Genomic DNA, 14911 nt, shown 5'->3' with positions numbered 1-14911 from the left:
TAGGAACTGATCGTAACGACGACGTGTGGAATCCCATCAGCTTTCGATATTTTTCCATCACCGATTGCCCAGTTTTGCGTTTGATTTGCGGTCATACTGACCACGAAGAACGAACATGGGACACTCACGATTTGATACGACACCGCGCCATCGTCCAGCATGGAACGCTGGTAAGAATGCAGGCACGAAGCGTCCGCTGACCCAGAAGCAAATTTGGACGATCCGCTTTCATCTCGGTCGCGATGGACGCTTGAGCGACAAGGCTCTTTTCGATCTCGCCATCGACAGCAAGCTGCGCGGTTGCGACCTGGTGAAGATCAAGATCGGTGATGTTGTAACAGGTGCTGATACTTGCAATCGGGCCACTGTCATCCAGCAAAAGACCAACCGGCCGGTGCAGTTCGAACTCACTGCCGATGTGCGAGCCACGCTACTAGCGTGGCTGGAACGCCGAGGCGGCTCGACAGACGACTATCTTTTTCCGAGCCGAGTCGACCAAAATGACCACTTGGGCACGCGACAGTATGCACGTCTGGTCGACGAATGGGTGAGCGCGATCGGACTACGCAAGGCCGAGTATGGCACCCACTCGCTACGGCGACCAAAGGCAGCGATGATCTACCGCGCCACTGGCAACATCCGAGCTATCCAGATCCTACTTGGCCACACCAGGATCGAGAATACGGTCCGTTACCTCGGCGTTGATGTTGAAGACGCCCTGCTGCTGGCCGAACGGACGGAAATCTAAAGCCACTCAGCGGTCGACCGTCCCGTAGGGTCGATCGCTCCCGGATGCGACAAAACAGTTAAGTCCAGTGAGGATAAAGCCTTATATAGTAGACGGCAGTTTCTGCGCTTCCGGAGCCGGGAACCGGACGGACAGCTTGCGGCCCAGAATCTGACAAAGGTGCCCAGCTTTGTTCGATTTGCCGTCCTGGATATGCGCGTTTCTATCCTTGAGTGAAAAATGGTGCCCAGAAGAGGACTCAAAGGGGAACAGCAATGGCAGAATTCTGCGGCAAAATGACCATGGGGGCCTCAAAAAGGGCCCCCACTAGAGCCCCCAATTTTTCATCCCTTCAGAAGGTTCGGTTCCCGAAATCTGGAGTTTTCGACCTCTGCTACGAGCATATTTCATAGCATGCCTCGGCTGAAAAGCCGCAGGGTTTGGCTTCAATCATCACGCGTAACGGCAGTGGTGAGATTGTCTCCCCCTACTTTCCAAGAGGCAAGTGCCAATTCGGCAGTTAACTACTCTTTTGCGTGAATGCGCACGAGGGCTGTTGTGCATTTGCAGTCCATACCAATTTGCATCCGCCGAGGTGGAAATTTGTGATCGAGGCAGTAGGAGTGGAAAATGTCGGCAGAATACTCAGAGCCAGTGAAACTCGTCGCGCGACAAGAGGTAATTTCTAGCGCGATCAGAACGCTTACCTCTGATCGCAACCAAGCTACCTTGTGCCGTCGATCGTATGTGCGAGAGGTGCGTGATGAACTCGTCGGCAGGGGTAGTTATGATGCTTATGCGGCAGAACATCTAAAAGACGAGACAATCGATCGCTGGGAAGCATTTTACGATTCCATTGCCCAGAGTAAGGAAGCGTCTAGCCTAAAGGTGGCTTATCTCTGTGGTCCGAATCCAGAAAATGACCTCCGCGTATTTTGTGCGGCTGGGATATTGCCTGAAAATATCTGGGCCTTCGAGTCGGATGCGACGTTGCATGACCAAGCAGTAGAGTCGGCGCTAGGGTCAGAATTTCCTTTCATCAAGGTGATTAAAGGAGGCATCGATGTCTTTCTTGAGGCCTCTCCGATGCGTTTTGACATTATCTATCTGGACTTCTGTGGCCCTCTGCCAAGTCGTAATAAGAAGCAAAAAACTCTACTTGCAGTTACTCGCGTGCTCGCGCGCCACGCGCTAAATTCCCCCGGGGCTCTAATCACCAATGTTTCCTTGCCCACCGAAGCTGGTGATGCTCTGGGACGTGCGCTCTTAGCTAAGCTGGTTGCCTGTTATCTTTATCCAAAGGAGTTCCTTGAAGGCGATGGTGATAATACCCCTGAGGGGCCAATCCCTAACGGGATGGAATTTGACGAATGGTTGGAGGTGGTCACGGGCGACCTCGAAGATTATTATGGTCAGTTCGTCACTCGCTTGCTGATGGATCATGCAAGCTTCATCTCTCCATACAATCGCTTTCCGAAGAAAAATCGGATTTATAGCAACTTTTTCAGACCCCTATTACCCAAGGACAGCACTGAGCTCACGGCATCAGCTTTTCATTTTCAGGATGATGAGATGAGCACCGGGGGCGACGTGATAATTGATGCTGGGCAGTATCCGGTCCTGTGGGCCTTTGCCGCTTTGGATAAAAAGACCAATGCGAAGGATGACAACTATCCCCAGTGGGTAAATGCTGATCCAAGTTTCGCCTCGTTGGCTGAAACGTTTTTGTCTCAGCTTCGCATCGACGGGAACAAAAATGATCTGATCGCAAATACCTGTGAGATGACATTTTCGATGCTAGGCGGCTCCAGCCAAGAGAGATTTCTATCGGAAGCGCTCTACAAAACGATTCTAGACTATGATTTCAGAGATTACTATCAATTCTGCGACCTCATGCTTGAGCATCAAATTGTTGAGTTGCTGTTCCGGCAGATCGCCGTGCCATATCACGTGAATGTCGAAATGACACGAAGGTGGCGATACCAAGCGAAGGACACTCCTATGTTCATGGATCTGACGATCTTGGATGAGTGTCGGTACCTTTACGACTGGATGCCAACGACCGAAATGGTCTCGGCAGGGTTCTCCGACCAAGAGCGTCAATTAGCCTATCGCTTCGTACTCGACGCCGTCTCGAAGCATCGCCGATGGTACAATACCGAATATTTCCACGGCACTGCGATCATTGATCAATACACAGAACCCTTTGAGGCAAAGATCCTGAAATTACGGGTCCAACTGAATGAAAATGATGAGCATCAGGCCGGAGATATGTAGTAGTAAGATAGCGTGGGGTCGGCGAGAACAACATCAATTAGTCAATTTGGCAGGTTTCGACAGCTATGTCTTATGCTGCCTCCATTCGAGCCAATAGGGCATCAATTCGCTAGGCAGACCTTCCAAGAACTCTTCGTCTAGCGGGTAGTGCGGCATTGCCTCAGATATTGCGTCGAGCAACGCAGCGCCCTGCACCAAATCCTTGCGGCGTTTGAGCGGGTCCCGCTTTGCCTGCGCACCAAGCCAGAGCTTGTGAAGGGCAAACCACCGCGGGTCAGGCGCGACTATTCGAGCCGGAGTGCCATCGCGGCAAGGAACGACCTGGTCCACCCGCCGACCGGGCAAGAGCCATTCCTGTTCGGGTAGAGGAACGGGTCGTGGCCGATCCTTTCCGGCGAGCGTTTCAACACGCGATGGCGCGACCAGCAATTCGACTTCATAGGCCTTGGCATTGCGCGCCTGAAATTCCCGTTCGGTATTGATCGTGAAAGTCGGGTCAACCGCTTTGAGCATGTCCCAAAGCTGCGTTCCGTATTCCGGTTCGTCAGCCGCCCAAGCGAGATCAAAGTCCTCTGTTTCGTCCGGCACGTCTCGGAAAGTTCCCGCCGCTTCGAGCGAGTAAGCGGCCATCGCGTTTGTGCCGACCACAAGCAGGTGGCTGCCAAGTAGGGAGCGTCTGTCTGCCTCTCGAAGGATAGGACCTGCGTCCGCCGAGAGGAGCGGCAAGCGCAGCGCACGGGCAATCCGGCTGCTTTCGCCAAGAGCGTCCTTCGCACCGTCCCGACGCTCCTTCAAAGCAATCTTTGCAGCCTTGTATTCTTCCAGCTGGGTTTGCTTTTCATCGTCCAAGGCACCGAGACTTTTCCCGTTCCCGCTGCGATCGAAGATCTCGTAAAGATACTCGTAATCGCCGACTTTCTTGCACCTCAGGTCGTAAGGCATGGAATAGAGTTCGCGCTCGGCTTCGATCCACGCATCATAGCGCTGGCGCATGTTGATGAGCGCGCGTTCCTGCTCGGCAGAGAAAGGTTGGATAACCGCCATCGATGCGGTTTATCCCACAAATCGCCATTTTTCAATAAACGCGGGATAAATCCGCCCGAGCCGGGGCAACGTGTAAAGATTTCTGCGTTTTCTTTGCATGTCCACAGCAACGTGCAAAGCGAACGCCTGTTTAGCTAACATGATCAGTGGCAATGCGATTCGCGCAGAATCCGGCAGCTGGCGCGCGAAATCACGCCGCTCAGGCGCAGAATCCGGTCGAAAATGCTCTTGCTGAGCAAGTCTGCCTCGCTTGCCACTTTTGAAGCAAAAAAATTTTCAGGTCTCGCAAGGCCCCAAATGGTCTCACATCGTTCCATCGGCGCAATGGAACCAATTTTGATCCCTTTTTGTTCTTTCCTACATGATTGCGATCCACATAGCCTCAATCACGTCACCGCAGCCTGGTGTCGCTGAGTTGAATATCTGATCGCACATTCCGCAACGGCAATCTGAAGGACAACCCATCGTCGCAGGGGAACGCGGCTTCGGTGACAGAACCTTGAAACGAAGGAATCTGTTATGCCGAATACTGAACTGCTCACCTGCCATGAGGTCATGCGCCTCACCGGCATCCGCAGCCGGACCACAATCTGGCGACGCATCCGCCGAGGTGCCTTTCCTCATCCGATAGACATTGGCGGCGGACGTATCCGCTGGCGTTCCACTGACATCGAGGAGTGGATCGAGGCCCTCCCCCTGCGCAGCTATTGACCCATCCAAGGCGGGCAATGGCCCGCAGAAAGCATCTCCCCCATGTCTATCCTTACCTTGATCAACGCGGCCCTGCAGAAGCATGGCTGGCTGATCGCCAGCCTTCCAAGCGACGAAGAAGAGCGCGCGGCCCGGCTCATCGAATTGCTCGTTGAAGACAATGCCGATGGGCGCGCCCGTCGCCACACATTGCAGCCCTGGCTCTGGTACGAACGCCCGGTCCGCGAGCGGTTTGTGGGGCACGAGTGTGACCTCACAGTCGAGGGCCCGGTCTACAAGGGCCGGGACGGAACCGGATATCCGCTTGGCAGTCAGCTTCGCACCGAATTCGGGTGGCTGGACCTCACGCCAGAAGAGACCAACCGGCTCGCAGATGACGTTCGATCAGCGATCGACCAGACCCTGCTTCGCTGGTTCACCGACCCTAAAATGGCCGCTCGCAAATTGCCTTGTCGGCAATCTCGCGATCGCCGGTACGAGGACGATACCTCCCAAAGACTGATCCTGTCTGCGACGCCTCCAACGGCAAGCATGGAGCAAGACGTCCATGCCGATTGACCGGATAAGGACTGGAGAAAGATGGGGCCACGATACTGCGTATCGGACCCGTAATTTCAATACACACCCCACGCACATGTGCATCGAGGATTTCGGCGGGTTTGAGGAGATGCGGATAGCATCGCGTTCAGGCCACTTGCCCGGAACTTGGGCAATTCCGCCATTCCTCGCGATGGCGGATAGCATCGCCATCGGAGCGGTCCGATGAGCGCGCGGGCGCAAACGGTGCGCCTCAGTCCGTCGCAATACCGGGTGCTGGCCGACTTCGCAAAGCGGAGGGGCCTGAGCGACTACGCCATGCTGGCGCGGGTCGTGGAAGCAGGCTTTCTCGCCATGCTTCACGGCACCGACAAGGAGACCGATCTTGCCGAACTGGCGCGCGAGATCGGGGCGATATCGGCGCGCCTGGCCGAGGCAGAACGGGTGCTCGACCGCACCCTGTTCACCGCCTGCGCGGCCTACGCTTACGCCCGCCATGCGGCGCTGGGAACGAAGAAATCTGACGAGACAATTGCAGCCGAAGCGCGCGCTGCGTTCGAGCGCCAGCGCTCGCTTGCCCTGGAGATCGAGCCATGAATTCGAACATCGATTTTGTTACCCGCGCCCATGCCCTGTGGCGGGTGCGCATGGCGCAATGGCAGCAACGGTTTCGCTTCTTTTCCACGATCACTTTTGGTGCAGCAGCGACTGGAGCAATCATCGCCCCGCAGCTCTTACTGCATGGCCCCGCTATAACGACAGCGGTGCAGTATGCGTGGGCCAACGTGCTGACCCTGCTCGGTTCCCTTGGGGGCAGCGACATCAAGATGAACATTGCGATGGAAGGCCAGCGCTGGACCGTGTCCGCCGCTTGGTTCGCCTCTGAACCGCTCTTCATCGATACCTTCTGGCAGGTCGTCAAAGTGATCGCTGGCGGTGCAATCACCGGGCTTGTGATAGGACTGTTCACAGTCTGGGTGCTCCAGCGAACCATGTCTGAACAGGGCAAGGATACGCTCGCCGACCGGGTCATCGGCGGCACCCGCGTGGCGGATGAAGAGGACGTCGCCGCACAAACCACATTGCTCTGTGGCAGGGATGCATTGCGCATCGGTCCGATCCCGGTTCCGCGCCGGATCGAGACCCGTCACTTTGCCATTCTCGGCACCACCGGCAGCGGGAAGACCACAGCCTTGCGCCAGATGCTTGATGGCATCGAAAGGCGTGGCGAAGCGGCGCTGGTCTATGACACATCGGGCGAGTTCATCGCGCACTATTACAACCCCGCGCGCGGCGACATCATCCTCAATCCCTTCGACGCGCGGTGTGCTTTCTGGACACCGTTCGACGAGATTTCGCACCCAGCCGACGCCGACCGGATTGCACGCCAGCTGGTCTCGGAAACCAGCAGTCAGGATGACGATGTCTGGCTCGAAACAAGCCGCATTCTTGTCGCCAACATGATCCGTTCACTCTGGGCGGAAAAGAACTGCAGCCTCGAAGCTTTGCTCGAAGCCTTGCAGGTCAAGGACAAGGAGCAATTGAAGGAGTGGCTGGGGCACACGTCGTCCGCCCGCACCTTTGCCAATGACGCCGATCGCGCCACCGGCAGCGTGCTCTTCATGCTCGCCAAGGCAGCGAACCTGATCCAGTTCCTCAAGGTCGAAGATGAGGGAGAGGACCGCTTCGCCTTCCGCGATTTCATCGCCAAGCTGGATGAGTGCGAAGGTGCAAAGCCCTGGATCTTTGTCCCCCGCAAGGAAGACTACTTCGAAGCGTCCAAGCCGCTCATGGCCTGCTGGCTCGAATGCGCGGCGAGTGCGGTACTGGGTCTGTCGCCATCGCCAGACCGCCGCATCTGGTTCGTGCTCGACGAGCTGGCCGACCTGCCTCGCGTCGAGAACCTTGCGCGGCTTTTGCCAGAAGGTCGCAAGTTTGGCGCAGCGATCGTGCTCACATTTCAGGCGCTCGGGCAGATGCGCAATCGCTATGGCGCGAACATCGCCGAAGCCATGCTCGCCTGCTGCAACACCAAACTGTTCCTGCAAACCGTCGATCAAGAAACGCGCAAATGGGCGAGCGAGACCATCGGTCAGTGCGAGGTGGAACTGCGCGTTGCTACCGACACGTTGTCGATTGGCAGCGAGGTGCCGCGCACGACCATCGCCACCCAGCGGCAATTCCGCCCCGCCGTGCTCGAAAGCGAACTGAGGCTCAGTCCACATCAAGGTTATTTGCTTCTTCCCGATGGACTGCCGGTTGCGCGCATTGGCCTCACCGCAGATCATATCACCCGGCGTGGCGAGCCGCGTCAGCCCGGTTACGTGCCTGGCGATCCGGCAGGCACGCTGTGGAGCCGGGTCAGCGAGATCGCCAAAGGCGCCGAGCCCGACGCCAAACCGGGACCGGTATAGTGGTCGCATCGGTCTCGGCTCTGTCGAGTGCCGGTCAGGCTGCCAGCTATTACGAAGCCGACGACTACTATGCCGAAGGTGGCATGGCTCCGTCCGAGTGGTTTGGCGAAGCGGCGGAAAAGCTGGGCTTGTCGGGCGAGGTCGATCGCGAGAAGTTTGCCGAACTGCTCGAAGGCCGCGTTGCCGGGCAACAACTTGGCACCACGCGCGATGGCAAAGTGGAGCACCGGCCAGGCTGGGACATCACCCTCTCCGCGCCCAAGTCGGTGTCGATCATGGCCGAGGTTGCCGGAGACAAGCGGTTGATCAAGGCGCATGGCGCGGCGGTGAAAGTGGCGCTAGCCCATGTCGAGAAGCACATGGCAGCAACGCGGATCAGGAAGGGCAGCGAGGTCCGGCGCGAGATGACCGGCAATCTCGCCATCGCCACCTTCCGCCATGCCACAAGCCGGGCGCAGGACCCGCAGTTGCATACCCACGGCGTCATCCTCAATGCCACGCAGGACAAGGATGGCAACTGGCGAAGCCTTGAGCCGCGCGCCTTTTACCAGCTGCAAAAGGAGATTGGCGCGATCTACCGGCAGGAACTGGTGCACGGCGTTGCCGCGCTGGGATACAAGATCGAAGTTGCCAAAGACTCGCTCTTCGAGATCGCAGGTGTTCCGGAGAAGGCCATCGATGCGTTGAGCCAGCGCACCGCAGCGATCGATGCCCGGCTCGCCGAGCGCGGCACGAGCCGCGCGGAGGCGAGTGCTGCTGAAAAGCAGATCGCCGCGCTCGATACGCGCGAGGCCAAGACCAGTGCGGATCATCGCAGTTTGCGAGCCGACTGGCGGGCGACTGCCGATGCCCACGGGTTCGACCAGGCAGCGCGAGACAGGCTGATCGGTAGGGCGAGAGAGTGGGTTAAAGGCAACGAAGCAGCCGCCAGCCCGGAATTGCTGGCGCGGCAGGCGGTGGCCTGGGCTGCAGCCAAGCTGTCCGAACGAGAGGCCGTATTCTCGGCCAGCACACTCGCGCGCGAAGCCGGAGACTTTGCCTTTGGCAAGGCCGGACACAGCCCAATCAGCGCAGCGATTGCCGAGGCCGGGAAGCGCGGCGAGCTTGTCACACGCACTTTCTTTGACCGGCGGGGCGCGGAGTTTGCCGGGTTCACGACGCCGCAGGCTATCGCAACCGAGCGCACAATGCTGGGCCTTGAGGAGGCGGGACGCGGCATGGAGCAAGCGCTCGCCAGTCCGGTGGCGGCAGCACGGACCATCGAGCGCGCGGCACGGCAGTCAGCCCGGTCCGGCTACGCCTGGACCGGGGATCAGAAGCGGGCGGCCGCAGACCTGCTCACCTCGCGTGACCGCGTCGCTGCGGTCCAGGGCTATGCCGGGACAGCCAAGACCACGACCGTGCTTGCAACCTATGCTCGCGAGGCCCAGCGGGGAGGACTTGCCGTGACTGCGCTCGCGCCAACCGCATCGGCAGCAACCGTGCTGGGCGAGGCGCTGAGCCTGCGTGGCGATACCGTGGCTCGGCACCTGCTCGCGCCCGAGGCGAAGAGACCAGGCAAGGAAGCCGTCTGGATCGTCGATGAAGCCTCGATGCTTTCGGCGCACGATATGACGAAACTCTTTACCCGTGCCGACAAGGCCGGAGCCCGGCTCGTTCTGGTCGGCGACGTCAAGCAGCTGGGATCGGTCGGCGCTGGCGCAGCCTTCGCCCAGTTGCAGCAGGCAGGCATGGCGACCGCCAAGCTTGCCGAGGTCGTCCGGCAGACCAATGCCGGGACCCGCGAAGCCGTGATGGCCTCAATCGAAGGCCATGCGGGCAAGGCTCTGGCCGCGCTTGAACGTGGCGGCGGCAAGGTGATGGAAGGCGCAACGCCAGATGAGCGCCTTGAGGCGATGGCCCGGCACTATCTGACTTTGTCGCCCTCAGAGCGCGCGCGAACCCTGGTCATCGAGCCATCGCGCGAGGGCCGCGACAAGCTTACTGACATGATCCGCACGAAACTGACCGGGCGCGGCGAGCTGTCAGCGGAGGCCGTCCTGTTCCACGCGCTTGAAGCGAAAGGCCTGACCCGTGCCGAAGCGCGCGAGGCTGCAAGCTATGCCCTCGGCGATGTTGTCCGGTTCAGCCGCGACTACGCCGCCAAGGGCGTGCGCCGAGGCGAGAGCTTTGCGATCGCCGCTTTCGATCCTGAACGCGGGCGTATTGCCCTGGAAGGCCGCGATGGAAGGTCGGTTGACTGGCATCCCCGGCAGTGGGGTGCAGGCAAAGCCGAGGTGTTCGAGCCCAATTCGATGGAACTCCGCATCGGCGACCGCGTGCAGTTCACGCGCAACGACCGCGAGGCCGGGCGGGTCAATGGCCTTGGCGGGTCCATTACCAGCATCGATTCCGACCGTGGCCGGGCAACCGTGAAGCTCGCCAATGGGCGCGAGCAGAAGCTCGATCTCTCCGATCCGCGCGATGCCCATTTACGCCACGCCTATGTCCAGACCGCCCACGCCGTCCAGGGCCAGACCGCCGAGCGTGTCCTGATTCACGCCGACAGCCGCTCCACCAATCTGGTTGACCAGAAGATGCTCTATGTCGCGCTGTCGCGTGCCAGGGCCGAGGCCGTGGTCGTTACCGACGATAAGGACCGGCTCGTTCGCGCGATCTGTGAGCGCGCAGGTGAGAAGCAGACGGCCATGACCGCGGGCACACCGGACGCCGGAACCTCGAAATCGATGGGTGCCGGGCTGGGCTGAGTTACTGCAATGCAGCTTACAGGCTGACTTTCTCAGATCGCCTGTAGAGTCCGGTGAGATCGTTGTGCGCAACGCGAAACTGGCTCCGGCGCTTGATCTCAGGTGTCATTGTAGACGCGTTCACCAACTTTATGGCGGGATCATAGTAGACCTGCCCTCTGGCGAACGCCTGGAGAAACATCAGGAAGTCAGTCTCTTCGCACAGGAGCACCTGTGGGCCGTAGCAATATTCAGGAGGCGGTGTTCGGAACAGTGAGGGCACATAGGCGGCCTGCGCATGCTTGCGGTTCCAGTGTGCCATCATCCCCTTGAAGCTCCAGGTCGCTGCGACCTCATCCCGGTCGCTGATCAGAATGAGCTCGCCATCAAGATCGCTGATCTTCCCGGTGATTTCATCATAGCCCGACAGCGTCATTCGCAGTCCGGTCAGCAGATGGTGCTTACGCTGGCAGTCGTACCGGCCACCAAAGTTGATGCGGTCTGCTTTCCCGGACTGATCGGGATATCCGAACCGCCGCATGAAAGCATCGACACCCTCTGTGCGGTAAATGCCCCCGGTAGGCTCAGGCGTCATCAGTGTGACCGGTGACTTCGCCTTGAAGGACAGGAAGTCGCGCACACCGTATTGCTTCACTTCCCAACCCAGATAGTCTGGCTCTGCATAGCCATTGGGCGTGACACCAAGTTCGGCTTCGAGCGTGTAGCCACCGCCATTGCGGGCAGCATATGGCGCTTTGGTGCCGTCAGCGGCCAGCTTCTGCGATGCGATCCAGTTCAGCCGGTATATCCGGCGCAGTTCGTCAAGAAGCTGCTCGCGGGGGTCCCTCGCATCATCAAGCGTAAGGGGCAGTTCGAGGAATACGCCGATCATCGGCCATTCGCGGGCGAGCAGCTCCCCCGCCACCGGGTCATCGCCTGATACCGCATAGGCCACGACTGACCCGGTGCGCGTGATGCCGACGAACAGCACGCGGCCTTCATCCCTTACCCGCATGATGTCCGATGGTGCCGCTTTGCAGCCGAGAAGGAAGCCCGACATGCGAACTTCGGGATACTTAGGATAGAGGATCAGGCCCGTGTTGGGGGCATGGTGGAGTCCGTCTTCATCCGCCCAGTAGAAGTCGACAGATGCCTTGGCGCGGTCACGCACGGCCCCGGCGACGTCAGTATCATCGCTGTAGATCTCACCATGCGGAATGATGTTGAGAGCCGAGAAGTCGCCGCCGAGATACACTTGGTTTTTCGAGTTATCGTTCGGCGCGAGACGTTTTGCGTAGATGCGGGTCGCGCCGTGATGCCGCAGGAGGTCTAGCAATTGCGCGAGTGATCCGGCCAATTAATTGCCCCTGAGCGTGATCGACGGTTCAGTCGACCTTACCCACAAGGCAAGTGCCTGCATAGTTTCAGCAAAATCTGGCTTCGTCCGGCCTTTCAGCGCGCATTCCCAGACCACGCCGACGCGCCATCCATCAGCCTGAAGTGCAGCGGCAGCCTTCTTATCATTGGCTGTATTGCGCCCGATCTTGTCCGCCCAGAATTCCTGCCGTGTCGCGGGCATTTTGAAGAGGTGACAATCATGCCCGTGCCAGAAGCAGCCATGGACGAAGATCACCGCATTGTGACGCGGGAATACGAGGTCAGGCTTTCCGGGCAGTTCCTTTGCATGAAGCCGGAAGCGAAGCCCGAGCGCGTGCAAAGCCCGGCGGACCTGGAGTTCCGGCTTCGTGTTGGCACCTCTGATCGCCGCCATGTTGCGGCTGCGCGTGGCAACGTCATGAACGTCGGCCATGCGTCAGGCCGCTTTGCTTCCCCTGACAGGCTCGACCAGAGCCTGAATATGGGGCTGCATAACGCGGGCCACGGCCTCAAAGACCGGCACTGCCACCGAGTTGCCGAATTGTTTGTAGGCCTGCGTGTCAGACACAGGGATGCGGTAGTCGTCGCCATAGCCCATGAGCCGTGCGCATTCGCGCGGCGTCAGGCGTCGCGGATTGCGTTTCGGCCCCTGACTGACAAGGATTTCCGAGCCATCCTTGTAATACCGGGCTGAAAGCGTGCGTGCGACATCGTCGGGCGTCACCAGGCCAAAGCCAAAGCCGTTGCCCGCAGCCTTGTGTTTTTCCGCATAGCCCTGGAGATACTGCCAGAGCTTGTCGGTCAGTGTGTACTTGCCGTTGACGGCAGCGTCCGGACCGAGGGTGTAAGGAGCCTCAGCTCTCTCCGAACCGTCTTCCGGATGAAGGATGCTGTTCAGCCGGACGCTCCCTTTGGGCGGGAGTCTCAGGTCGTCCCAGCTGAATGGCACGGCTTCGCGGAAGCCGACAATCACGATCCGTTCGCGATGCTGCGGCACAAAGTGCTGCGCATCGATCACCTGATGCCAGACCTTGTAGCCAAGTTCCTCGGTCAGCGTTCGCAGGATGACATCGATGGTCCGCCCCTTGTCATGGCTCTTGAGATTTTTCACGTTTTCCAGAAGGAAAGCCGCAGGCCGCTTTGCCCGGATGATGCGGGCTACGTCAAAGAACAGCGTACCCTGCGTTTCATCGAGGAAACCGTGCTTGCGACCCAGCGAGTTCTTTTTGGAAACACCGGCGATCGAGAACGGCTGACACGGGAAGCCCGCCAGCAGTACATCGTGATCCGGAATCTCGTCAGTTTCTATCGCTGTGATGTCGCCATGCGGGGGATGGTTGTCCCGGAAGTTTGCAGCGTAGGTTTCCTGAGCGAACTTGTTCCATTCGGAGGTGAACACACAGTGCCCGCCGATGGCATCGAAGCCCTTCCGGATGCCGCCGATCCCCGCGAACAGATCGATGAAGTTGAACCGGCTGCCTGACTGGACAGGCCCAACAGAAGCCATAGAGTGGAGCAGTCTGACAGCTGCCTCTCTCGGCTTTCCGTCCCCCGCTTCCCAGCGTTGCACGTGCCGGACGCTATAACCGGTCATTCGGGCAACATCGTCGAGAGAAAGACCAGCGCGGACGCGGAGAGCAGCAAATTCGTTGAGCATGACACCTCTGGGACAATTTACGACATGGTGTCGTTTTTATTCCCAGATAGCAAGCCCCGCGAGCAATTTTGTTCGCAATTTGTTCGGCGCCTGTCTGCCGAATCTGTGGAGCATTTTCAAGCTGGTTTTGAATGCTTGCTGAGAGTGCGTTGGGGGTAGAGCCCTACCGGGCTGCCCTTGCGGGCGACCTGCTCTATCCGCTGGCGCGGACCGGGCCTGTAGTCCCGGCCAGTTCGGGTGACGATCAGGAGCATTTGGAAGCGGAGCGGGAATTCCTGACGGACGCGCTCTGTCCCGCGCATTCTGCGCTCCTGAGGGCGCGGCATTCCTGAGCTAACCCGCAGGCACTCTTGCCTCTCTCATTGCCGGAGGCCCGCTGGCGCACTGATCGCGCGCGCAGGACCTCCGTCGGCTTCGCGCCGTTGCAAGGGTGCCATGCTTTCTGGATCGCCGGGCGATCCCTGGCGGGAACACCAAGGGCTTTGCCCTCTCGTTCCCGAAACCGGAAATAGACGCCCCCGTGTGGCGGGCTGTGCCCGCTGGCCCGCGCCAGGGCATCGATTCCGGTTTTCCCTCCCCCTCCCATCCTCGCCGGAAGGCAGGCCGCATGCCGCGTGTCGGACGCGGCTTTCAGCCGAAGGAGGGCAGAAAATGGGTGACCTGATCTTGAACTACCGGGCTTGCGGTGCCGAGTGCCGCGAGGACTGGTTGCGGATGCTGGCCAATGAGAACGGCTTGCCGTTCGTAACAGTGCGTCGGCTTGCCGAGGAGCTGGGCGAGCGCGAGGATTTCGGCGAGCTGGTTGATATTTGTGAGCGCGGCGGGAGGGCGGTGCAATGACCGCTGGCACTCTTTCCCGCAGTGAGCGGATTGCCCGGCTCAATGATAGGGCACGGCAGGCGATGGGCCTGGCCTGCGTTGCCGTGGCAACCGAGGGGTTCCGGGCCTTGCCCGAGCAAGATCAGTCGCGCGTGCGCGAACTGGTCGAGACGTTTGACGCCTTCACACCTGACAACGATCCTTACGGAGAACGCGATTTCGGGGCGATCTTTCAGGATGACGAAGGTAGCTGGACGACCACGCGACCTGCGCGGCCTGCCGAAACCGTGTTCTGGAAGATCGATGCATATGACCGCGATTTGCGGTTCGGGAGCGATGACCCGGCCAATCCTGCCGTGACCCGGCGCGTGCTGACGATCATGCTGGCATCGGAATATTAAAGCGGCGAGCAGCGTGCCGCCAAATGCGGTGCGCTTCCCATCCAATTCTTGGCGCTTGCTTGAACTGCAAACCGGATTCGACCGGAAGTCCGGTCTGGTTCCGCGCGGTGCAGCACGTGCGAGAATTCTCTTCTCATTGTCGGCTTCGTTTTGAGCACCCCGACTGGCCGCACTCGGTCAGCTTTCAATGTCCTGCCCGCGCCGGTTCGCTCCGCTCACCC

General features: G+C 59.4%; 15 protein-coding genes. 11 read left to right on the top strand and 4 right to left on the bottom strand.

Translation table 11 applies throughout. The features are described from left to right. Positions 1-115: 115 nt before the first annotated feature. Together PF049_00675 and PF049_00670 are read left to right on the top strand one after the other, a co-directional pair. Positions 116-748 carry a tyrosine-type recombinase/integrase gene (locus PF049_00675; GenBank protein ID WBY16717.1) on the top strand — a complete coding sequence of 211 codons (633 nt, stop codon included), beginning with the start codon at positions 116-118 and terminating at the stop codon, positions 746-748. Positions 749-1357: 609 nt separating this feature from the next. Next, positions 1358-3004, top strand: a complete 1647-nt coding sequence (locus PF049_00670; protein ID WBY16716.1) for a hypothetical protein — start codon at positions 1358-1360, stop codon at positions 3002-3004. A gap of 63 nt (positions 3005-3067) precedes the next feature. Here PF049_00670 and PF049_00665 read toward each other — a convergent pair whose 3' ends face one another. Further along, positions 3068-3853 (bottom strand): GSU2403 family nucleotidyltransferase fold protein, encoded by a 786-nt coding sequence (locus tag PF049_00665; GenBank protein ID WBY16715.1) that lies wholly within the window; start codon positions 3851-3853, stop codon positions 3068-3070. On the opposite strand from PF049_00665, the gene PF049_00660 reads away from it, so the two are divergent. From PF049_00660 to PF049_00635, 6 genes are all read left to right on the top strand, one after another. Continuing rightward, positions 3836-4186 carry a hypothetical protein gene (locus PF049_00660; protein ID WBY16714.1) on the top strand — a complete coding sequence of 117 codons (351 nt, stop codon included), beginning with the start codon at positions 3836-3838 and terminating at the stop codon, positions 4184-4186. The genes PF049_00665 and PF049_00660 overlap by 18 nt on opposite strands. A 381-nt stretch (positions 4187-4567) precedes the next feature. Beyond that, the gene (locus PF049_00655) at positions 4568-4759 is read left to right on the top strand and encodes an AlpA family phage regulatory protein (GenBank protein ID WBY16713.1); all 192 of its coding nucleotides are present in this window, start codon (positions 4568-4570) and stop codon (positions 4757-4759) included. Between the two features lie 42 nt (positions 4760-4801). Next, positions 4802-5317: a hypothetical protein gene (locus PF049_00650; GenBank protein ID WBY16712.1), complete on the top strand. Its 516-nt coding sequence runs from the start codon at positions 4802-4804 to the stop codon at positions 5315-5317. 204 nt (positions 5318-5521) lie between these two features. After that, on the top strand, positions 5522-5893 hold the full coding sequence (locus tag PF049_00645) for a hypothetical protein (GenBank protein WBY16711.1): 372 nt from the start codon (positions 5522-5524) through the stop codon (positions 5891-5893). Further along, positions 5890-7710: a type IV secretion system DNA-binding domain-containing protein gene (locus PF049_00640; protein ID WBY16710.1), complete on the top strand. Its 1821-nt coding sequence runs from the start codon at positions 5890-5892 to the stop codon at positions 7708-7710. Before PF049_00645 ends, PF049_00640 begins: the two co-directional genes overlap by 4 nt. Then, positions 7710-10457: a relaxase domain-containing protein gene (locus PF049_00635; protein WBY16709.1), complete on the top strand. Its 2748-nt coding sequence runs from the start codon at positions 7710-7712 to the stop codon at positions 10455-10457. Before PF049_00640 ends, PF049_00635 begins: the two co-directional genes overlap by 1 nt. A 16-nt stretch (positions 10458-10473) precedes the next feature. Here the strand turns inward: PF049_00635 and PF049_00630 are convergent, their stop codons facing one another. The 3 genes from PF049_00630 to dcm are packed head-to-tail and all read right to left on the bottom strand — an operon-like array spanning position 10474 to position 13470. After that, positions 10474-11793, bottom strand: coding sequence for an MvaI/BcnI family restriction endonuclease (locus tag PF049_00630; GenBank protein ID WBY16708.1), 1320 nt, complete (start codon positions 11791-11793; stop codon positions 10474-10476). Beyond that, positions 11794-12246, bottom strand: coding sequence for a very short patch repair endonuclease (locus tag PF049_00625; protein ID WBY16707.1), 453 nt, complete (start codon positions 12244-12246; stop codon positions 11794-11796). A 3-nt stretch (positions 12247-12249) separates the two neighbouring features. Next, positions 12250-13470: a DNA (cytosine-5-)-methyltransferase gene (gene dcm / locus PF049_00620; protein ID WBY16706.1), complete on the bottom strand. Its 1221-nt coding sequence runs from the start codon at positions 13468-13470 to the stop codon at positions 12250-12252. Positions 13471-13601: 131 nt separating this feature from the next. On the opposite strand from dcm, the gene PF049_00615 reads away from it, so the two are divergent. From PF049_00615 to PF049_00605, 3 genes are all read left to right on the top strand, one after another. Continuing rightward, entirely contained in the window at positions 13602-13802 is a 201-nt protein-coding gene (locus PF049_00615; protein ID WBY16705.1) for a hypothetical protein, read from the top strand. A 319-nt stretch (positions 13803-14121) separates the two neighbouring features. After that, the gene (locus PF049_00610; GenBank protein WBY16704.1) at positions 14122-14310 is read left to right on the top strand and encodes a hypothetical protein; all 189 of its coding nucleotides are present in this window, start codon (positions 14122-14124) and stop codon (positions 14308-14310) included. Then, positions 14307-14690, top strand: coding sequence for a DUF3768 domain-containing protein (locus tag PF049_00605; protein ID WBY16703.1), 384 nt, complete (start codon positions 14307-14309; stop codon positions 14688-14690). The genes PF049_00610 and PF049_00605 overlap by 4 nt, the downstream gene beginning before the upstream one ends. The last annotated feature ends 221 nt before the right edge of the window (positions 14691-14911 follow it).

Source organism: Erythrobacteraceae bacterium WH01K (assembly GCA_027941995.1).
Lineage (GTDB): Bacteria > Pseudomonadota > Alphaproteobacteria > Sphingomonadales > Sphingomonadaceae > CAJXSN01.
This window is presented reverse-complemented; position numbering and strand designations above follow the sequence as displayed.

What these genes read in the sequence shown, in the direction of transcription:
- dcm (WBY16706.1), bottom strand. Translation starts at nt 13,470, where the DNA reads ATGCTCAACGAATTTGCTGCTCTCCGCGTCCGCGCTGGTCTTTCTCTC.
- PF049_00670 (WBY16716.1), top strand. Translation starts at nt 1,358, where the DNA reads ATGTCGGCAGAATACTCAGAGCCAGTGAAACTCGTCGCGCGACAAGAG.
- PF049_00675 (WBY16717.1), top strand. Translation starts at nt 116, where the DNA reads ATGGGACACTCACGATTTGATACGACACCGCGCCATCGTCCAGCATGG.
- PF049_00615 (WBY16705.1), top strand. Translation starts at nt 13,602, where the DNA reads ATGCTTGCTGAGAGTGCGTTGGGGGTAGAGCCCTACCGGGCTGCCCTT.
- PF049_00640 (WBY16710.1), top strand. Translation starts at nt 5,890, where the DNA reads ATGAATTCGAACATCGATTTTGTTACCCGCGCCCATGCCCTGTGGCGG.
- PF049_00645 (WBY16711.1), top strand. Translation starts at nt 5,522, where the DNA reads ATGAGCGCGCGGGCGCAAACGGTGCGCCTCAGTCCGTCGCAATACCGG.
- PF049_00605 (WBY16703.1), top strand. Translation starts at nt 14,307, where the DNA reads ATGACCGCTGGCACTCTTTCCCGCAGTGAGCGGATTGCCCGGCTCAAT.
- PF049_00625 (WBY16707.1), bottom strand. Translation starts at nt 12,246, where the DNA reads ATGGCCGACGTTCATGACGTTGCCACGCGCAGCCGCAACATGGCGGCG.
- PF049_00650 (WBY16712.1), top strand. Translation starts at nt 4,802, where the DNA reads ATGTCTATCCTTACCTTGATCAACGCGGCCCTGCAGAAGCATGGCTGG.
- PF049_00610 (WBY16704.1), top strand. Translation starts at nt 14,122, where the DNA reads ATGGGTGACCTGATCTTGAACTACCGGGCTTGCGGTGCCGAGTGCCGC.
- PF049_00655 (WBY16713.1), top strand. Translation starts at nt 4,568, where the DNA reads ATGCCGAATACTGAACTGCTCACCTGCCATGAGGTCATGCGCCTCACC.